This window comes from Sorangium sp. So ce385, from assembly GCF_051474135.1.
GTDB lineage: Bacteria > Myxococcota_A > Polyangia > Polyangiales > Polyangiaceae > Sorangium > Sorangium cellulosum_D.
In genome coordinates, this window is record NZ_CP150337.1 from 11,242,560 (window position 1) to 11,262,432 (window position 19,873).

Sequence of the window (19,873 nt, forward strand, 5' to 3'; positions counted from 1 at the left end):
TGAACCACAGAGGCACAGAGGGCACAGAGGAAGAGAGGACAAGATGTTTCCTCTCTCTCCTCTCTTCCTCTGTGCCCTCTGTGGTTGTTCTTCTTCTCTAACGGCTCACCGCTTCACCGCGCCGGGGCGCGGAGGCCACGTCATCCGCTGCTCGCCCGCGAGCTCGGGCGAACGGTGGATGGCTGGGGACGCCGCGAACGACGCGCCCGCCTGACCGCCGTCGCCCGCGACCCGCCTCGGCCACCAGGTCATGCTGAGGTGGATGTGATGATGGTGATACGGCCACCCGTCGCCGTACGCCATCCGGTCCGAGAAGCTCGCGAGCTCGCCGTCGGTGATCTTCCTCGGGTCGCTGTTCGGAAGGGCGTTCAGCTTCTCGGCGGTCTTCGAGAGGAACGGCGCGATGATCTTGTCCACCCCGATGACGCGCGTGCGCGCCGAGCGGAACAGCCGGGCCATGAAGAACGCCTCCCGCTCGAGATCGACGATGTGCTTCCGCTTCGCCGCCGACGAGCAGTACCCGTCCTCGTGCTTCGACCCGTCCCCGCAGATGATCTCCCCGTCGTTCGACCCGTCCGTCTGGAAATACGCGATGTCGATGTTGCCCCCCTGATCGTGCGTCGACTCGGGGTGCCGCGGGCCGTCGACGTCGTAGCCGGGCGTGACGCCGTTCATCTGGCAGACGTCGATCAGCGAGAGGGGCGCCGTGCCAGGGAACGCCCGCAGCGTCTCGGCCAGCGCGTCGCGGACGAGCATGATGAGCTCGCGCCGCGCGAAGCGGTAGTTGCTGAAGGTCTCCCAGACGTAACCGCCGCCGACGACCGAGTCCTCGGGATCCGGGAACGGGAACGGCAAGAGCCCGCTGCCGCCGTCGCCGAAGCCGGCGCACTCGTCGAACGAGAAGCCGGCGCCCACGCAGCTCGGGCCGTCGACATAAGGATACGAGGTCACGTCGAGATCATAGGTGTTCTGCCCCCCGTCGTAGCCGACGACGCGGACGAGGTACTCGGCGCCGCCTCGCTCGGAGTAGAACCCGTAGAACTCGGTGTTCGTCTCCTGATCGCGGTAGGAGTACGGGTACTGCTCGCCGTAGCGCGAGCCGAGCAGGCGGCCCTCGCCGTCATACGCCACGAGATCGATGTCCCCCGCGGCGTGACGGAACCGGATGCCCACGCGGACGATGGTCCGCGCCGGCACCACGATCCTGAACCAGTCCTCGTCCCCCGCGCACAGGGTGAGCTCCTTCGTGACGCCCGCGGGCGCGGTCACCGCCGCTCCCGCGTCGTCGTTGGGCTCCAGCGCGTCGCCCTCGGACTCGCAGCCGAAGGCCTCCTTGCGGCACACGCCGCCGTCGCAGTGGCTGCCTTTCGGGCACCAGCCGGACGGGACGTCCGGCGAGCACGCGACCTCGTCCGGCACGCAGATCTCGCCGAGGCAGGTCGCGCCGTCCGGGCACGTCGCGGCGGCGTCGCAGCCGGCGAAGCACGCGGACCCGTGCGCGTCGTCGACGACGTGGCACACGTACCCAGGCCGGCAGTCGAGATCGCTGCCGCAGGTGTTCATGCACACGGGCGCGCCGCCCTCGGCCGCAGGGAAGCAGCCCGCCTCCGGCCCGCACTGGTCGTCGCTCTCGCAGTCGAACGCGAGGCAGTATCCCTCGACCCAGCCGTTCGGCTCCGCCGGGTCCGCGTCGCGATAGCAGGTCGCGCCGGGCAGCGAGCACGCCTCGTCCGCGTCGCAGGCCGCGCCCACGCGCCCGCGGCCCACCGTGTCCTCCGCGCACGCCGCGCCGCAGGCCGCGTTGCACCCGTCGCCGCGCCGAGGCGAGCAGAGGCCGTGACGGTTCTCCACGCCCTCGCAGGTCTCTGGATCGTAGACGGGATAACACACCCCCGTGTCCGCCAGGATGTCGGTGTTGAAGCAGCGCGAGCCGGGCGCGCAGCCCTCCTCGCCGTTCGGCGCCGCGCACGGCCCCTCCGCGCGCTGCATGCAGATGCCGAGCACGCAGACGGCCGCGTCGCCGTCGCAATCCGCATCACAGCTGCAGCGCGCGCCGTCGGGGTTCCGCTTCGGCCCCGCCCCGCCGCGCAGATCGCCGTCGCCGTCGCCCGGCGGCGCCAGCCTCCATGGGCCCATGTCACACGCTTCCAGAGAACCCATGAGCGCCGGCACAACCACGAAGAGCCATTGCCAACGTAGATTCATGTCACCTCGCCTGTCGATGAACGCAAGTTCGCTCGCGGCGAGCGTTCTAGTCCCAGGCGAGGCGCGACTGGCTATCGAAAAGAGCAGACGAGTCACGCAGGCCACCCTGCGCGAGCATATTTCCAGCTTTGGAGCGGCGTTGTTCCGCCCGTCGGTGGGGGCGCCTACTCGGCTATTCGTACTTCTGGCTGACGCGGAACGAGCCGAGCGAGCGCACGCCCGTCGCGTGCTGCTCGAGCTGCGCGAGGGCGTCCCTGAACGCGGGCTCCTCCGTGCTGCCCTCGCACTCGACGAGGAAGAGGTACTCCTCGGGGCTGTCGGGCAGCGCGCGCGAGACGATGCGCGTGAGGTTGATATGGTGTCTCCCGAGCGCGGACAGCGCCGCCACCAGCGCGCCGGGGCGGTGGTCGAGCCCGAAGAGGAGCAGCGTCCGCCCGCCCGAGGGCGGCGGCTCGGCGGCCCTGCCGACGATGAAGAAGCGCGTGATGTTCTCGCCCTTCACGCCGAGCTTCGGCACGAGGATCTCGAGCCCGTAGATCGCCGCCGCGCCCTTGTTGCCGATCGCCCAGGCCTCGCCGTCCTGCGCCGCGCGCTCGACCGCCTCGGCGGTGCTCTCCGCCTCGAGGATCTGCGCGTCGGGGTAGTTCGCGCGCAGCCAGTCGCCGCAGTGCTTGAGCGGGACGAAGTGCGAATAGATGCGCTTCGGCGCCGCGCCCGGCCTGCCGAGGAGCGACAGCGTGACGTGCAGCGAGAGCTCCTCGCACACGACGAGCGCCGCGCCCGTGCCCTCGCGGCGGATCAGCTGATCCACGGTGTCGTAGATCGGGCCGCCCACCGCGTTCTCGATCGGCACGATGCCGTAGGTCGCCGCGCCGCCGGCCACGGCGTCGAACACCTCCGAGATGGTGCGCCGGGGCGTGAGGTCCGCGCTCGCGCCGAAGCGCCGCGACGCCACCTCGTGGCTGAACGTCCCCGGCCGCCCGAAGTAGGCGACCCGCGGGCGCGGCGCCGGGGCCTCCCCCGCGTCGCCTGCCCCGGCCGCCTCGCCGCGGCGCGCCGCCCCCTCCGCGTCAGCCGACATAGGGGATGGGCGCCTCGCCAGAGCCCGCGCGCGCGATCGCGACACGCCCCCGGCGGGGCGCGATCGCCCGCCGCGGGGCCGGCATCCTTCGGTGGAGCGTGTGCATCGAGCCCGCCTGTTACCGGCGCGGTGCCGTGGCGTCCAGCGAGGAAAGCGGGCCTCGTCCGGCTCCGAAGGCGCGCGCCCGGCCGCGTCCGCCCTGGACCTCACCAAGGACGCGCGACGCCGGCCCGCGGAGCGAGCGCGCCGGCGCGACGCACGGTCCCCGCCGCCGGAGCCGGACGATGAACGATCGTTACATCTCGGGAACCATCGTCGAGCGACGCTTTTCCGAACGATTCGGCCTGTATCTGCGCAATACGCAGGAGAGCGAGCCCTCGACGCGACGCCCACCTGCACCCACATCAGCACACCCGAAAGAGCGAAATTCTGCCTGGGATCGCTTCGGTCGCGTTTTGCAAGTTTGGTTTCTTGTGATAACGATCGTTACGCAATGCCGGGCACAGGGCATGGAAGCGACGGTGGAATGCCGCCGAACGACAGGGAAGGGGCTTACTGGCGGCTCTTCAACAAGAAAACGATCGTGCTCGTACGGCGCTGGCTGCGTCTCCTGGGGGTGCCGCGCCGAGATCGCCGGGACGTCGCCCAGAACGTGATGCTCGCGGCGCACGAGAGCTTCGCGAACTACGACCCCGCGCGCGGCCCGCCCGACCGCTGGCTCAACCGGATCGCGGTCCACACCGCCTCCCACTACGCGGAGCGCGCGCGGCGCCGCGTGGAGGAGCCGTTGCCGGACGACTTCGACGCGGAGCTGGAAGAGCCGTCGGCCGAGGAGCAGATCATCTCGGAGTGCGATCGTCTGTTTGCGCTCTCGATCCTCCGGGAGCTCGACGCCGAGCTCGGCGCCGTCCTCGTGGCCCACGACATCGAGGGCGTCCCGATGGCGGACTTCGCGAGCCAGTCCGGAATCCCCCTCTCGACGGCGTACAAGCGGCGTACGCGCGCCCTCGCGGCGTTTCAGCTCCTGGCCGCGCAGCGCCTCGCGTCGATGGACGGGATAGACCCTCAGAGCAGCAGCGGCCCGCCGGTGCCCCGCTCGCCGCCGGTGCTCATCCTCATCTCGTCCGCGCGGCCGTGACCGCGCAGGGGCTCATCGCCCGGGTTTCCGGCTCGACGACGGGGGGGAGGAGCCGCGCGAGCCGCGCTCCTCGGGCCGCGGCCGGGAGCGCGGGCGGCCGCGCTCCGGATCATCGTTGATGAGGGCGAGGATGGCCTGCTTCTTCGGCGAGTCGTCCGGCTCGATCAGCAGAAAGAGGAGCGCCTCCTGCAGCGCCTCGGGCGCGCGGTCGAAGCGATCGGCGACGACGGCGGAGACCGGGCTCCGCCCGTCGCCGGGCAGGAGGAGACGAGCATCGCAGTTGAGCCCCTGTGCGATGAGCGCCAGCGCGCCGAGCCCGAGATCGCGCTCTCCGCGCTCCACCTGCCGCAGGTACGTCGCAGAGAGGCGCGCCTTCTCGGCGAATTCGGCGTAGCTGAGGCCGTGCAGCAGCCGGAGCACGCGAATGGCCCGACCGACCTCTTTGGGAAGCGCATCGCCCATGACCGGCGCAGCCTATCAACTCCCGCCGCGGCCAGAAAAGGACGATCGCATCTTTCTCTCACCCTCCGCGTCTCGCCCTCCGCGACCGCGCGTCGATGCCCCGTTACTTACTATAACTGATTCAGCTCCTCCACGAGCGCCCGGGAGTGCGCGTTCTCGCGCTTTTCGAACACCATGTTGACGGCGACGGACGCGCGGCGCACGTGAGCTTGGCGCCGGGCTCGCGCGCGGATCGAGCGGATTCGCGCCGGGCCGCCGCGGGTCCGCACCGGGCCGCCGCGGGTCCGCGCCGGGCCGCCGCGCGGGTCCGCGCCGGGTCGCCGCGCGGGTCCGCGTCGGGCCGCGCCGGATTGCCGCTCGGCCAGCGTCCGTTGCGACCGCGGGACGCTTCTGTCATTCCTGGCGAGCCGTGGTCCCCGAGGTGCGCTATCCCGAGCGCCCGTCTCGGCCCCTCGGGGGACGGCGAGGGCATCGATGATCCGTCTGGAGCTTTCAAGAGAGCACACCCGGCTGCACTCGACGCTGTGCGGCCAGTGCCCGCAAGGCCCCGCGGGGTGCTGCGTCAGCCCGCCCGAGCTCGACTGGACGGACATCGGGCGCATCGTCTCCCTCTCCGGCCGCGGCTGGCTGCTCGAGCAGATCGCCGCCGGCAACCTGCTCCCCGTGAGCCGCGGGCTCGAGCTCCGGCGCGTGCGCAAGCGGGAGGGCCCCGCGGCCCCGCGGCGCTCGAAGTGCGTCTATCACGGCGCGCGCGGCTGCACGATCCCCGCCGAGCGGCGGGCGGCGACCTGCAATTACTTCCTCTGCGAGGACGCCTTCGCCGAGCGCGTCGACGGCCAGGCCGACCCGGCCTCGGCCGCGAGCCGCCGGGCGCACGCGCTCCTCCGCGAGGTGTACGGCCGCTGGGACCGCGAGCTCGCCGAGGCGATCGCCTCCCGGCCGGAAGGGCCGTCGTGGGACGCGGCGTTCCTCGACTGGCTGGGCGCGGAGTTCGAGCGGCTCTCGAGCGCGTCCCGCTCCGAGCTCGCCGAGCTCGCCGCGCCGGGGTAGCGCGCAGCGGGCGCGGCGGGCGCGGTCGCCGGGCGGCGCCGCGCCGCGCCGGTCACAGCATCGCGACCGGATCCACGTCGATGATCACCCGCGCGTTCCGGTCGATCCCGTCCCGCATCAGCCCGGTGAGCGCCGCGAGCGTCCCCCGGAGCGGCCCGCGCTCGCGCGCCCGGAGGAGCACCCGGAACCGGTACCGCCCGCGCAGCCGCGCGATCGGCGCCGCCGACGGCCCGAGCACCTCGACGCGCCGCGCGAGCCCGTCCGGACACGTGCGCGCGTGGGCCGCGAGCTTCGCCGCGGCGCCGCGGCCCACGCCCTCGTCGACCGCGTCGATCCGGATGAGCGCGAGGCGCGTGGCCGGCGGGTAGCCCACCTCCTCGCGGTCGCGGATCTCCCGCTCGAGGAAGCCCGGCACGTCGTGCGCCGCGGCGAACGCGATCGCGGGGTGCTCGGGGTTGCGCGTCTGGATGAGCACCCGGCCCGGGCGGTCGCGCCGCCCCGCGCGCCCGGCCACCTGCACGAGCAGCTGGAAGCCGCGCTCGGCCGCCCGGAAATCCGGCAGCCCCAGCGCGGCGTCGGCGTTCACCACGCCGACCAGGGTCACGTTGGGGAGATCGTGGCCCTTCGTGACCATCTGCGTGCCGACGAGGATGTCGATCTTGCCCTCGCGCATCCGCGCGAGGATCGCCTGCGAGCGGTCCTTGCCCGCCACGTCGCGGTCGAGGCGCGCCACGCGCGCCTCCGGGAACGAGGCGGCGATCGTGGCCTCGAGCCGCTCGGTGCCGAGGCCCTCGAGCAGCAGGGTCCGCGAGCCGCACGACGCGCAGCGCTCCGGCAGCGGCCCCGCGTAGTCGCAGTAATGGCAGCGCAGGAGCCCGCCCTGCGGCCGCTCGTCGAGCGGCGCCGGCGGCCCCGGCGGGGGCGCGCCCGCCGGCGCCTGCGGGCGCGCGTCGCGGCGCCGCCCGCGGTGGTAGGTCAGCGCGACCGAGCACGCCGAGCACGTCGCCAGGTTCCCGCACGAGCCGCAGACGACGCTCGGCGCGAAGCCGCGGCGGTTCAGGAACAGGATCGCCTGCTCCTTCGCCGCGAGCGTCCGCTCGAGCGCGCGGTGCAGCGGCAGCGAGATCAGCGGGTCGCCCGAGGGGCCGGCGCCGAAGCGGCGGAGATCGACCCGGGTGACCTCGGGGAGGCTGGCCTCGCGGTGCGCGCGCTCCGGCAGGCGCAGCTCGACGAGCTTGCCGCGGCGCACCAGCGCGACCGACTCGATGGAAGGCGTCGCGGAGCCGAGCACGCACACCGCCCCGGCGCGGTGGGCGCGGAGCAGCGCCATGTCGCGCGCGTGGTAGCGCACGCCCTCCTCCTGCTTGAACGAGCCGTCGTGCTCCTCGTCGACGAGGATGAGGCCGAGATCCGGCACCGGCGCGAACAGGGCGGAGCGCGCCCCGATGGCGACGCGCACCTTGCCGCCGTGGAGGCTCGCCCACATCGCGTGGCGGTCGGCGTCGCTCAGCCCGCTGTGCAGCACGGCGAGCTCGTCGCCGAAGCGGGCGCGGAAGCGCGCGACGAGCTGCGGGGTGAGGGCGATCTCCGGCACCATCACGAGCGCGCCGCGGCCGCGGTCGAGGCAGCTCTTGATGGCGCGCAGGTACACCTCGGTCTTGCCGGAGCCGGTCACGCCGAAGAGGAGGAACGCGCTCGGCCCGGCGGGCCGCGCCTCGCGCGGGGCGGCCCCGCGCGCCTCCGCGTCTCCGGGCGCCGACAGCGCCGCCCTTCCGGGCTCCGACAGCGCCGCGAGCGCCGCGTCGATGCGCGCCGCGGCCTCGGCCTGCGCCGGGTTCAGCTCGGGGGGCACGTCGCGCTCCTCGGGGAGGCGGAAGAACGGGTCGCGCGGCGGCTCGCGCTCGTCGAGGGCGACGAGGCCCCGCTCGGCGAGCTTCTTCAGGGCGCTGCGCGCGTTGCCGTAGCGCTCCTCGAGCCGCGCGACCGGCTGCTCGCCGTTCGCCCGGAGCAGCGCGAGCACCGCGGCGGCCTGCCCGCGGAGCGTGCCCGGCTCCTCGACCGCGTCCGTCGCCGTGGCGTACGCCACCTTGCGGCCGCCCACCTGCTTGGCCCGGCCGAGATCGAGCATGCCGTCGAGCTCGCCCTGCGCCTTGAGCGCCCGCACCTGCTCGCGCTCGATGGCCGGCAGCGCGAGGCGGAGCACCTCCCCGATCGGCGCGAAGTAGTACGCGGCGAGCTCCTGCAGGAACGAGAGCAGCTCGGCCGGCAGCGCCGGGCGCGCGTCGACGAGGGCCGCGAGCGGCTTGATCTTGGACGGGTCGATGGCCGCGCTGCGCTCGCTGACGGCGAGCACGACGCCGAGCAGCTTGCGCCGGTGGAACTCGCAGAGCACGCGCGCCCCCGGCCGCACCTCGCCGGCGAGCGCGGCCGGCACCTCGTAGGTGAAGGCCTGCGAGAGCGGGACGGGCACCGCGACGTCGGCGAGGAGGGGCATCGCTCCGGGAGGCCGCGCTCGGCGCGGCACGGGCGAGATACCAGAGAACGCCGCTCGGGACGAGGAATGCACGAGACGGGCGCTCACGGTGCGCCCGTGCAGTCCCCGCGCTCCCGAAAAGCGGGCAAAAAAAAGCGCCGCCGGGGCCTCGGGGGGGGGAAGGCCGCGCCGGCAGCGCTGCCCGGACATAGAGCACCGTCCGTGCCACCTCTGCTGTTCGCGATCCGAACGTATTTCGTTCCAGATGAGGCGTTCCTGGGTTTCGAATCTGAAATTTCAGCAATTCACCATTGCAGAAGCGAATTCCGCCGCCGTGTCCGCGCGTCGCACCGGCACGCACCGCCCGAGGGGGTGGGAACGCCCGAGCCGCTCCCGTGGGGTCCGCCGATTGCTCGGGATCCGGGTGAGGGGCTCACCGCTGGACGGTCGGCGGGGCGGGCGCCATGCGCTGGAAATGTGCGCGATGAGGCGCCTGCGAGGAGGGGACATGATCGGAACCGCGGTCTTGGGGGGAATCGAGGGGCAGGACTGGATCGACCGGATCGCCGACCCACTTCAGCGCGGCATCCGCTCCGTCCTGAGGCGAGCGCCCGTGGTGGCGAAGGTGCTCCACGGCAAGTTCCTCGGGCACCCGCTGCATCCGGTGCTGGTGACCATCCCCATCGGCGCGTGGTCCTGCGGGCTCGTGCTCGACCTTGCGGGCATCGGCCGCCGCGGGCGGCGGCTCCATCGGGGAGCGGACGCGAGCACGGCCATCGGCCTCGGCGGGGCGCTCGTGGCCGCCTTCGCGGGGCTCGCCGACTGGAGCACGACGCTCGGCTCGGCGAAGCGGATCGGGTTCGTCCACGGCGCCATGAACCTGGCGATCGCGGGCGTGTACGGCGCCTCGCTCGCCTCGCGCGCGGTCGGGCTGCGGCCCCTCGGGATCGCGCTGTCGACCGCGGGGTTCGGCCTCGCGGGCGCGAGCGGCTGGCTGGGGGGCGAGCTGATCTACCGCTACGGCGTCGGCGTGAGCCACGACGCGTGCGAGCGGAAGCCGGAGGCGCAGGTGCCCGTGCCCGAGGCGCCGATCGCCGACGTGGGTTGACTATCGCGCCGCGAGGTAGCAGGCCGCGATGCAGAGCGCGGCGAGGGCGAACAGCAGCGCGCCGTGCAGGAGCAGCGGCGCGAGCCCCTGCCGCTCCGGGGGAGCGAGCGGGCGCTGCGGCTTGACCCAGGGCGACGGCGGCTCGACCGCGGCGAGCGCCGCGCCCTGCGCGCCCGCCGCCCTGGCGAGCTGCACGGCGGCTTCGCTCGCCGCGGGCGCTACCGCCTCCCTCGCGCCGGGCGCTACCGCCTCCCTCGCCGCGGGCGCTACCGCCTCCCTCGCCGCCGCCTCGTGCCTCGCCGCGGGCGCCGCCGCCTCCCGCGCGAGCGCCGCGCCGGCGTCCATCGCGCGCGGCGTGGCGGCCGCCGTCGCGACCGGCTCGATCACCGCAGGCGGACCGAGCTCCAGCGCGCGCACCGCGCGCTCGCGCGCCCGGCGGGCCGCGACCATCTCCATGCCGAAGTTGTCGCGCAGCCACGCCCCGAAGCGCAGCGGGCTCGCCGTCAGCTCGGCCGCCGCCGCGTAGGCGGCGACGTCCCGCAGCATCGCCGCCGCGCTCGGGTAGCGATCCTCGGGCGACTCGGCGAGCGCCCGCGCCACGATCGCGTGGAGCGCCGCCTCGTCGGGGAGCCCGCGCTCCGCGAGCGGCGGGATCTCCGCGCGCCGCGCGAGCTCGAGCAGCTCGACGCGCGCCTCGTCCTTGGAGAGGGCCGCCCCGGCGCCCGCGCTGTACATCCGCCGGCCGGCGAGCAGCTCCCACAGCAGGATGCCCGCCGCGAACAGGTCGGAGCGCGCGTCGAGCGCCTCGCCGCGGGCCTGCTCCGGGCTCATGTAGCCGGCCTTGCCCTGCAGCGCCTCGTCCAGCGTCCCGCCGCAGCGCTCGTGCGCGCGGGCGATGCCGAAGTCGCAGAGCTTGATCTCGCCCTCGAAGCTCAGGAGCACGTTCGACGGCGAGACGTCGCGGTGCACGACGCCCTTCCGGTGCGCGTAGGCGAGCGCCTGCAGCGCCTCGGCGATGATCAGGAGCGAGAACGCGACGGGGAGCTTCACCTTCTGGCGCGCGCAGCGGCGGAGCAGCTCGCGCAGGTCGAACCCCTCGACGTACTCCATCGCGATGTACAGCGCGCCGTCCTCGCGGCCGAGGTCCTCGACCTGCACGATGGACGCGTGGCGCAGCCCCGCGGCGAGCCTGGCCTCGCTCGCGAGCATCTCCACGAAGCGCGGGTCGTGCGCGAACTTCGGGGCGACCTCCTTGATGGCGACGAGGCGCGCGGCGCCGAGATCCGTGCGCACGCGCGCCAGGTAGAGATCGGCCATCCCTCCCTGGCCGATGTGGTCGAACAGGGTGTAGCGGCCGATCCGGCACGGCAACGGCCGCCCGCTGCGGGGCGCCGCCCGGCGCAGCGGGCGCTCCTCGCGGCCGGCGCCGCCGGCGAGCGGCGGCAGGCCGGAAGGCGGGTACGGGAGCGTGCCTCCGCGACGCACATCGAGGCGATCGATCTGCACGGCCCCTCCTCGCAGACTTCGCGCGGACGGGCCAACTAAGCGGGCGCCCCCGGGCACCGGGGACGGCCGCGCAGGCCCGGAGGGAGCCCACGCAAGGAACCAACCATTTGAATTTCATTGGAATTTTGCCCAGCTCCCCCGCGGCTCCCCTGCCCTGATGGCGCTCGCCCGAGCCGCCGGCGCGGCGCGCCGCGCCGATCGCGTGCAGCGCGCGCGGCGGCGGGCTACATCCGGCGCATGACGTTCAGCGCAGGCTGGGGACAGCCCTTTGCCGGATCGTTCATCCGCATCGTCGACGACCGGGGGCGCCGGCACGAGTGGCGCACCCCTCCGCGGCGCATCGTCTCGCTCGTGCCGAGCGACACCTACTCGCTCGTCCGGCTCGGCGCCCAGGGCCGCCTCGTCGGCCGCACCCGCTACTGCGTCGCGCCCGCGGGGGACGTCGAGGGCATCGAGCTCGTCGGCGGCACCAAGGACGCCGACGTCGAGCGCATCGTCGCGCTCGAGCCCGAGGTCGTCGTCGCGAACCAGGAGGAGAACAACAAGCGCGATATCGAGCGCCTCGACGCGGCGGGCCTGCGCGTGCTCGTCTCGTTCCCGAGGCGGGTCGCCGACGGCGTGGCGCACCTCGCCCGGCTGGCGCGCCTGCTCGGCCACGGCGCGAAGGCCCCGCCGTCCGCGCCGGAGGGCGGCGCCCCGGACGCGCTGCAGCCGCCGCCCGCCGCGCGCGAGCAGGTCGCGGCCGCCTACCGCGCCCACGCCGCGGCCGAGGCGCTGCGCCGCGAGCGCCCGCCGCTCCGCGCCTTCGTCCCGATCTGGATGGACCCGCTGATGACCGTGCACGGCGACACCTTCATCTCCGACATGCTCGACCTCGCCGGCGCGCAGAACGTCTTCGCGGATCGGCCGCGGCATTACCCGCTCGCGGCCGACCTGGGCAAGGCGCCGCCGCTCCCGCCCGAGCGCGTCGAGGGCCGCGACGTGCGCTACCCCCGCGTCACCCTCGACGAGGTCGTCGCCCGCGCCCCGGAGATCGTGCTGCTGCCCGACGAGCCGCACGCCTTCACCGACGCCGACGCAGAAATATTTCGTTCCCTCGACATCCCCGCCGCACGCCGCGGCCGCGTGATCCGATGCGATGGCAAGGACCTCATGTGGTATGGCGCGCGGGCGCTCGAGGGGCTCAATCGGCTGCGAGAGATCATCGACGCCGCCCGTCCCTGATGCACGGAGCGATCGTCCGTTCAGGGGCGCGCGAGCGCCTGCGACCGAGCAACGCCGCGGCCGCGCAGCGCCGCGGCCGGGCAGCGCCGCGGCCGAGCGACCCTGCGGCCGAGCAAGCCCCTCCTCGCCACGCCGCAGTTGGGGTAGGACCGTATGATGACGTGGACACGGGAGACGTTGCGGGCAGAGATCATCCAGCTCCTGGAGGGACACACGGCCGGCGAGGTGAAGATCGAGGAGTCGAGCCATCTCGTCGCCGACCTCAGCCTCGACTCGCTCGGGGTGATGGAGATCGTCGCGGATATGGAGGATAAGTTCGACCTCTCGATCCCCGACGACATGTTGCGCGAGGTCGACACGGTCGCCGACGTCGTCAAGGCCATCGAGCTCCGGCTCAAGAACGAAGGAAGGCTCTCGGGATGACGGCTGTTTGGAAAGCGCGGACGGTCGCACAGGCGATCGAGGACGCAGCGGCGAGCACGAAGACGGGCTATCGCTTCATCGAGGAGTCGAGCGAGAACGAGCCGTTCTTCACGCACGGCGGCATCGAGCGGGCGAGCGCGCGCCTCGGCGGCGCGCTCCAGGCGCTCGGGCTGGAGAAGGGCGATCGCGTCGCGTTGATCCTCCCGGACAACGCCGACTTCATCTTCGCCTTCCTGGGCGCGATCCGCGCGGGCATCATCCCGGTGCCCATCTACCCGCCGACGGGCCTCGGCAAGCTGACCGGCTACCTCGAGAACACGCTGCACATCGTCGCGAAGAGCGGGGCCAAGGTCCTGCTCACCAGCGGCGAGATCAAGCGCATGCTCGGCACGATCCAGGCGCAGGCGCCGGAGCTCCAGCAGATCGTGGCGGTGGAGGGCATCCGGGGCTCGCGCGAGGAGCTCAAGCCGGTGAAGGTCGAGCTCGACGACGTGTGCTTCCTGCAGTTCACGAGCGGCTCGACGTCGCGGCCGAAGGGCGTGGTGCTCACGCACGCGAACCTGGCCGCCAACGTGCGGGCGATCGTGGAGCTCGGCCTGGCGGTGCGCGAGTCGGTGGACACCGGCGTGTCGTGGCTGCCGCTCTACCACGACATGGGGCTCATCGGCTTCGTGATCGCGCCGCTCTACCACGTGAACACGGTGACGTTCCTGCCCCCGCTCCTGTTCCTGAAGCGGCCGGTGCGCTGGCTGGAGACGATCACGCGCCACCGGGGCAACGTGTCGTTCGGGCCGAACTTCGCCTACGCGCTCTGCGTGAAGCGGATCCGGGAGCAGGAGATGGCCGGGCTCGACCTGTCGACGTGGCGGGTCGCCGGCTGCGGCGCCGAGCCGATCCGGGCGGACAACCTGCGCGCGTTCGCCGAGAAGTTCGCGCCGGTCGGGTTCGACGAGAAGGCGTTCGTCTGCTCGTACGGCATGGCCGAGAGCACGCTGGCGGTGTCGTTCAGCGCGCTCGGGACCGGGCTGCAGACCGACGCGGTGGACGGCGAGACGCTCTGGAAGGAGGGCAAGGCGGTGCCCGTGCCGGCCGAGAGCGACGGGGCGTCGTCGCTCGTGCAGTGCGGGTCGGCGTTCGAGGGGCACGAGATCGCGGTGTTCGCGTCGGACGACGCGGAGAGCGCGCGCCCGCTCGGCGACCGCGAGGTCGGGGAGCTGCGGCTGCGGGGGCCGAGCGTGATGCCCGGGTACTTCAACGACCCGGACATGACGAAGGAGGCGTTCGCGGGCGGCTGGCTGCGGACGGGCGATCTCGGGTACCTCGCGGAGGGCAAGGTCTATATCTGCGGGCGCTCGAAGGAGGTCATCATCGTCAACGGGCGCAACTACTACCCGCAGGATCTCGAGTGGGAGGCGAGCCGCGTCGCCGGGGTCCGGAAGGGGAACGTGATCGCGTTCGGGACGATGAAGCCGCACAACGACCGCGAGCGGGTGGTCATCGTGTTCGAGACGACGGCGTCGGACGAGCAGGAGAAGCAGTCGCTCAAGGGCGAGGTGCGCCGCGTGGTGCAGCAGGCCATGGGGCTCACGGTCGACGACGTGGTGGCGGTCGGGGCAGGCGTGCTGCCGAAGACGTCGAGCGGGAAGCTCCAGCGGAGCAAGACACGGGAGCTCTACGAGAACGGGGAGCTCCTGATCCGGAGCTCGTCGCGCGACGGGGACCGGCTGGACGCGGCCAAGGAGTTCGCCAAGAGCCAGATCAACTACTTCCGGCACGCGATTTTCCGCGGGCGCGGGGGGTGATCCGGGGGGCAGCGGGATCCGAGCCGCAGGGGCCGCCGGAGGGGGCAGGGAGCGCGTGCGGCGCGCGCGGGGCCCCGCCGGACTCGCACGCGCCCTGAGCCTTACCCTGCGGGTAAAGGCCCAGGGCGCGTGCTCAGACATCGGCCCGTCCCCGCGCGCGCCGCACGCGCTCCCTGCCCCCTCCGGCGGCTCGAGGCCGCCAGGGATGCGCTGCGCGGCGGCTCTGCGATAGGTGGCAACGGGTCGGCCGCGCGCGCTCCCAACCGCGGCTGTAGAGGTTTTCTGGATCGCGACGGCGGCCTTGTGCGGCGGCTTGCGATGAAGCGAGCGAGCGGGCGCGAAGGCGTAGCCGATGCTGCGGGGGGCCGTTATCGTCGGCGGCCGGAGGGCGATCCATGCCTGCTTGGCTCAATCAGCTGCTGCCGATCCTTCTGCTGCTCGCGGCCATCGCGGTCGTCATGCGGCGGCTGCCGAAGATCGACCTCGGACACTCGGAGGAGTTCAAGCGCCGGCGGTTCTTCAACTGGTTTCCGCTCGGCCTCACCTACGCCTTTCTCTACATGGGGCGGTACAACTTCTCCGCCAACGCGTCGGCGCTCGACGCGATGCAGCTCGTCAGCAAGCAGGAGTTCGGGAACATCGACGGCTGGGGCTCGACGGTCTACGGGGTCGCCTTCCTGCTGAACGGGCCGCTCACCGACCGGTGGGGCGGGCGCGCCACCATCCTCCTCGCCGCGGGCGGCTCCGCGCTCATGAACCTGCTCATGGGGGGCGCCGTCCGCCTCGCCCAGGATGGACAGCTCGGCCACGACGCGGCCGTCACCGCCATGACCGCGCTCTTCGCCGGCAACATGTACTTCCAGAGCTTCGGCGCCGTATCCATCGTCAAGGTGAACGCGCCCTGGTTCCACGTCCGCGAGCGCGGGATGCTCGGCGGCGTCTTCGGTATCCTCATCTCGCTGGGGCTCTATTTCGCCTACGACTGGAGTCGATTCATCGCCAAACACCTGCCGATGCCGTGGGTCTTCTACGTCCCCGCCCTGCTGCTGCTCGGCTTCCTCGTGCTCGACTTCTTCGTCATCCGCGACACGCCGGGCCAGGCGGGCTTCCAGGACTTCGATACGGCCGACGCCTCCTCGGGCGACACCGGCGAGCGCCTGGGCGCGATCGAGGTCGCGCGGCGCATGTTCTCGCAAAGGGTCATCTGGATCATCGTCGCCATCGAGTTCTGCAGCGGCTTCCTCCGCAATGCCGTGATGAAGTGGTACCTCATCTTCGCCGGCAAGACCGGCCTCGAGGGCTTCGTGTCGACGCACTGGGGCGTGCTCCTCTGCATCGCCGGCATCCTGGGCGGCGTCTTCGCCGGCTTCATCTCGGACCACGTGTTCGAGTCGCGCCGCGGCCCCGTGGCCTCCGTGCTGTACGCAGGGCTCGTGATCGGCGCGGCGATCGTCCTCTTCACGCTGAGCCTGCCCGTCGCGGGGTGGACCGTCGTGTTCATGTCCCTGTGCGTGATCGGCGTCCACGGCATGCTCTCCGGGACCGCGAGCATGGACTTCGGCGGAAAGAAGAACGCCGGCGTCGCGACAGGCATCATCGACGGCTTCGTCTACCTGGGCACGGCGGCGCAATCGTTCCTCTACGGCAGCATCCTGCCCTCGGGCGACGCGGCGAAGGACCCCGGGAACTGGACGTCATGGCCCCTCGCCATGCTCCCGGTCGCCCTCGTCGGCTTCGCGCTGGCGACGCGCGTGTGGAACGCGAGGCCGCAACGACGGGCGGCGGCCCACTGAGCCTACCGGCGGCGCGAGCGAGCGCCGCGCCGCGCCGCCCGCCGGGGAGCCGGACCGCCGCGCGGCGCCGCCGGCCGGTCACTCCGCCGCGATCGCGTAAGCGCCCCGCGCCGCGGGCGGTCGCTTGTGGAACTGGCCGTCCTTCAGGATCGCGAGCAGCCGGCCGCTGTCCTGCAGGAACCGCACGTCCTTCGACGGATCCCCGTCGACGAGCAGCAGATCGGCGAGGAACCCCTCCCTCACCTGCCCGAGCTCGTCGCCCATCATCATGAGCTGCGCCCCGAGCCGGGTCGCCGCGACGATCGCGTCCATCGGCGTATAGCCGAGCAGGTCGACGAAGTGCTGGAGATCGCGCGCGTTCCGGCCGATCGGGTTCCAGGTGAAGCCGTAATCGCCCCCCGGCAGGATGCGGACCCCGCGCCGGCGCAGCGCCTTCATGTTCTCGCAGCCGAGCGAGAGCTCGACCTCGAGCGCGCGCGCCACGTCCGGGGGAGGCGTGACGCCGTACTCCTTCGCCTCGTAAAGCGACGTGTAGGTGATGCCGAGCGTCGGCGCGACGAAGATCCTGTCCTTCGCGGCCTCGAGCATGTCGAGCGCCTCGGCGTCCGAGAGGGTCGCGTGATAGAGGATCTCGACGCCGTTGCGCAGGCACATCTTCACGCTCTCGGCGCTGCGCGCGTGGCCGGCGACGCGCTTGCCGCGCGAGCGCGCCACCTCGCAGACGGCGGCCACCTCGGCCTCGTTCATGACGGTGTGCATCGCCCTGGCGCTGGGCACGAACTCGTCGCCCGAGGGGTTGATCTTGAGGGTGTCGACCCCCTCGCGGACGAAATGGCGCGCGGCCCGGCGGAACTCGTCGGGTCCGTCGGCGATGAGCGCGAAGCTCTCGCGGTGGAGGTGGTGGAGCCGGACGTCGCCGAGGCCGCCGGTGACCGTCATCTCCGGCGAGGCGGCGAGCATGCGTGGCCCCGGGATCTCCCCGGCGTTGATGGCATTGCGGATCACGACGTCGAGCCGCGGCTTCGCCGACGCGGCGCTCAGGATGCTCGTGAAGCCGTGATCCAGGAGCACGCGAACGTGCTTCATCGTGAGCAGCGTGTGCTCCTCCGGCGGGATATCGCCGAGCGACGAGAGGTCCGACGTGTTGGCGAAGCTCGGGTGCGCGTGGGCCTCGACCATGCCCGGCATCAGGGCGGCGCCCCCGCCGTCGATCACCTCGGCGCCGGGCGCGGACAGCGCCCCCGCCGTCCGGGAGATCGCCTGGATGCGGTTGCCCTCGATCAGGACCTCACCGCGATACGGCGGCTCGCCCGTGCCGTCCACGACCGTCACGTTTCTGAAGAGGATCCGTGTCATCTGCTTCCTTCCAGCCTCGCGTCGACGTGCTCTGCTCCGGAACGCTTCCGAGGATCGGACGTGCAGGCGGCGCAATCTACCACATCGCCGGCGCCGATCGGCATCCGACGCCACGCTGGGCGCGTGGATGGAGGAGCGGGAAGCCCAGCCCTGCGCCGCCGGTCGGCGCGCTCGATCTCGCCGTGGTGCTCCCGTGCGGCCGGCGGCGGCCCTGCCGCTACAGGATGATCGGCTCGCAGTTCGTGTACTTGAGCGTCGAGATCATGAACGTCGATCCGCCGCTGCGGCGCTCCGCGAAGAAGATGTCGAGCGGGTAGTCCTTCCCGAGCTCGAGGCCGAGACGCTCGGCCATCGCGTCGAGATCGATGGTGTCGAACATGAAGCCGTGGACCCCGCCCAGGTCCATCACCAGCTGGTTGTTGATGAACACCCAGATGTCGTCATCGCCGCCGAAGATGAAGTCGTCCCCGCCCCTGTATCTGAAATTCATGTGGAGCTCGAACGTGAAGCCGTAATTGTGGTCCCTGTCCTGGTTGCCCCAGCCTTTGCCGTCGATGGGGAAGAACGCATCGCTGGAGAAGAGACGAAACTCGCCATCGCTCACGTCGAGGGGGACGGTGAACCGGATCGAGCGGTTGACCCTCGGGACGTCCCGGAACCATTGATCGAAGTACTCGGGCCCGGTCGTGTACTCCGTGGCCCCCGCGTGGGCGTACACCGGCTTCTGGTCAGGGCCGAGCACGGGCTCGACGAGCTCCGGCAAACCCGTGCCCTCGAAGTGCTCGAAGTCCGGGTGCCCGCCGGGCGTGCCGTAGGCCCTGAAGTCGCGCACCACCCCTTCGAGCCGCGGCGCGCAGCCGGCTTGCCCGCCGCCCGAGGAGGACGCGCCCGGGAAGGAGCCGCCGCTGGCCGGCGAGAAGTCGCCCCCCAGGCCGGTCCCGGAGGAGCCGCCGCCCGTCCCGGAGAGGTCGATGGTCTTCCCGATGATCTCGGGGGTCGCGGTGCACGCGGCGAGCGCGAGCGCCGGGAGAAGGAGGGCTAGCGATTGAGGAAGACCTGACACGATACGGCTCATCTTTAATTGCGCCTATAGCATATCGGGTCGACGCGCGCCCGCGCGCGTCCTTGCTCCGCAGCCGCTGCGGGCACGCCTGAGCCGCCAAGGCGCCAGGGACGCCGAGATCTTGTTCTCTGCTTGGCGGTTCATTTCTCGGTCGATCATCGAGCTCGGTGTTCCAGAGCGGTTCTCGGCTGCGACTGAGACACCGTCCTCCGTCTCTCGTCCCCGTCTCTCGTCCCCGTCTCTCGTCCCCGTCTCTCGTCCCCGTCTCTCGTCCCCGTCTCTCGTCCCCGTCTCTCGTCCCCGTCTCTCGTCCCCGTCTCTCGTCCCCGTCTCTCGTCCCCGTCTCTCGTCCCCGTCTCTCGTCCCCGTCTCTCGTCCCCGTCTCTCGTCCCCGTCTTCGTGCGCGTGCGCGTGCGCGTGCTCGACTCCCCGGAATCAGCGCGCACGCGCACGCGCACGGAAGAGCAAAGACGAGAGACGGAAGACGGAAGACGGAAGACGGAAGACGGAAGACGATGCGTCAGTCCCAGCTAAAACCGCTCTAGCCCCTTGAGGCGCGACCTCCTCCGCTCCGTTCAGCCCGCCCCGTCCTCCGGCCCATCGAAGACGCCCCGGTACACCTCGTCGAGCGGCAGCCTGCACCCGACCGACGCGAGCTCCGCGACACCGCTCTCCCGCACGTCGTGGAGCGTCCACGTGCCGTCGTCGTTGCGACGCAGGACCTCCACCCGCCGCCGCTGGTACGAGACGAGCACGTACTCGCGAAGCGACGGGATCATCTGGTAGTGGGCGAATTTCTCACCGCGGTCGTATGCCTCGCTGTTCGGCGAGAGCACCTCGACGACCGTGACCGGGTTCAGGATGCTGTTCTCGTCCTCCGGATCGCGCTCCAGCCGACCGCACACCACGCTGACGTCCGGGTACGTAGAGAGCCCTGTCGCCTGGACGCGCACGCGAACATCGGAGTTGTAGACGCGGCAGCGTCGATCGACGAGCTGGCCGCGGAGCACGCTGGCCGCGTTGACCGCCATGAGCCCGTGCTCCGGCGTGCCCCCGGCCATCGCAAAGATCTCGCCGTTTACATGCTCGTGCTTCGCCTCGCTCGCCTGCTCGTGGGCGAGGTACTCGGCGAACGTGAACGTCCGCTTCCGCGCGGGCTCGGCCATGGTCAACCCTTTCTCCCGCAGCG

The 19,873-nt window shown here is 72.1% G+C and carries 15 protein-coding genes; 7 read left to right on the forward strand and 8 right to left on the reverse strand.

All coding sequences use genetic code 11. The annotated features are described in order from the left end of the window. Window positions 1-105: 105 nt before the first annotated feature. Window positions 106-2,136, reverse strand: coding sequence for a hypothetical protein (locus WME83_RS41105; RefSeq protein WP_437315166.1), 2,031 nt, complete (start codon window positions 2,134-2,136; stop codon window positions 106-108). Window positions 2,137-2,377: 241 nt separating this feature from the next. Then, window positions 2,378-3,286: a prephenate dehydratase gene (locus tag WME83_RS41110; RefSeq protein WP_437315167.1), complete on the reverse strand. Its 909-nt coding sequence runs from the start codon at window positions 3,284-3,286 to the stop codon at window positions 2,378-2,380. A 493-nt stretch (window positions 3,287-3,779) separates the two neighbouring features. On the opposite strand from WME83_RS41110, the gene WME83_RS41115 reads away from it, so the two are divergent. Beyond that, window positions 3,780-4,424, forward strand: coding sequence for an RNA polymerase sigma factor (locus WME83_RS41115; protein WP_437315168.1), 645 nt, complete (start codon window positions 3,780-3,782; stop codon window positions 4,422-4,424). Window positions 4,425-4,436: 12 nt separating this feature from the next. On the opposite strand, the gene WME83_RS41120 is transcribed toward WME83_RS41115, so the two are convergent. Further along, window positions 4,437-4,886, reverse strand: coding sequence for a helix-turn-helix domain-containing protein (locus WME83_RS41120; protein ID WP_061622109.1), 450 nt, complete (start codon window positions 4,884-4,886; stop codon window positions 4,437-4,439). A 474-nt stretch (window positions 4,887-5,360) separates the two neighbouring features. Here WME83_RS41120 and WME83_RS41125 point away from each other — a divergent pair, with 474 nt between their 5' ends. Beyond that, complete coding sequence (locus tag WME83_RS41125; RefSeq protein ID WP_437315169.1) at window positions 5,361-5,936, forward strand: hypothetical protein; 576 nt, start codon at window positions 5,361-5,363, stop codon at window positions 5,934-5,936. 52 nt (window positions 5,937-5,988) lie between these two features. Here the strand turns inward: WME83_RS41125 and priA are convergent, their stop codons facing one another. Then, window positions 5,989-8,430, reverse strand: a complete 2,442-nt coding sequence (gene priA / locus WME83_RS41130) for a replication restart helicase PriA (protein ID WP_437315170.1) — start codon at window positions 8,428-8,430, stop codon at window positions 5,989-5,991. Window positions 8,431-8,917: 487 nt separating this feature from the next. Here priA and WME83_RS41135 point away from each other — a divergent pair, with 487 nt between their 5' ends. Beyond that, window positions 8,918-9,517, forward strand: a complete 600-nt coding sequence (locus WME83_RS41135) for a DUF2231 domain-containing protein (protein WP_437315171.1) — start codon at window positions 8,918-8,920, stop codon at window positions 9,515-9,517. On the opposite strand, the gene WME83_RS41140 is transcribed toward WME83_RS41135, so the two are convergent. After that, entirely contained in the window at window positions 9,518-11,023 is a 1,506-nt protein-coding gene (locus WME83_RS41140) for a serine/threonine-protein kinase (RefSeq protein WP_437315172.1), read from the reverse strand. It abuts the gene before it with no gap. Window positions 11,024-11,260: 237 nt separating this feature from the next. Between WME83_RS41140 and WME83_RS41145 the strand changes: the two genes are divergently transcribed. The 4 genes from WME83_RS41145 to WME83_RS41160 all read left to right on the forward strand — a co-directional run bounded on the left by WME83_RS41145 (window position 11,261) and on the right by WME83_RS41160 (window position 16,265). Next, window positions 11,261-12,247: a helical backbone metal receptor gene (locus tag WME83_RS41145; RefSeq protein WP_437315173.1), complete on the forward strand. Its 987-nt coding sequence runs from the start codon at window positions 11,261-11,263 to the stop codon at window positions 12,245-12,247. A gap of 153 nt (window positions 12,248-12,400) precedes the next feature. Further along, a complete protein-coding gene (locus WME83_RS41150; protein ID WP_129579187.1) occupies window positions 12,401-12,670 on the forward strand; it encodes an acyl carrier protein in 270 nt (89 codons plus the stop codon). Beyond that, complete coding sequence (locus WME83_RS41155; protein ID WP_437315174.1) at window positions 12,667-14,472, forward strand: fatty acyl-AMP ligase; 1,806 nt, start codon at window positions 12,667-12,669, stop codon at window positions 14,470-14,472. The genes WME83_RS41150 and WME83_RS41155 overlap by 4 nt, the downstream gene beginning before the upstream one ends. 395 nt (window positions 14,473-14,867) lie before the next feature. Further along, complete coding sequence (locus tag WME83_RS41160) at window positions 14,868-16,265, forward strand: MFS transporter (protein WP_437315175.1); 1,398 nt, start codon at window positions 14,868-14,870, stop codon at window positions 16,263-16,265. A 78-nt stretch (window positions 16,266-16,343) separates the two neighbouring features. Here the strand turns inward: WME83_RS41160 and WME83_RS41165 are convergent, their stop codons facing one another. The 3 genes from WME83_RS41165 to WME83_RS41175 form a co-directional block, all read right to left on the reverse strand. Further along, the gene (locus WME83_RS41165; protein ID WP_437315176.1) at window positions 16,344-17,621 is read right to left on the reverse strand and encodes an amidohydrolase family protein; all 1,278 of its coding nucleotides are present in this window, start codon (window positions 17,619-17,621) and stop codon (window positions 16,344-16,346) included. Window positions 17,622-17,838: 217 nt separating this feature from the next. Then, on the reverse strand, window positions 17,839-18,684 hold the full coding sequence (locus WME83_RS41170) for a fibro-slime domain-containing protein (RefSeq protein ID WP_437315177.1): 846 nt from the start codon (window positions 18,682-18,684) through the stop codon (window positions 17,839-17,841). Window positions 18,685-19,259: 575 nt separating this feature from the next. Continuing rightward, window positions 19,260-19,850, reverse strand: coding sequence for a Uma2 family endonuclease (locus WME83_RS41175; RefSeq protein ID WP_437315178.1), 591 nt, complete (start codon window positions 19,848-19,850; stop codon window positions 19,260-19,262). Between the last annotated feature and the right edge of the window lie 23 nt (window positions 19,851-19,873).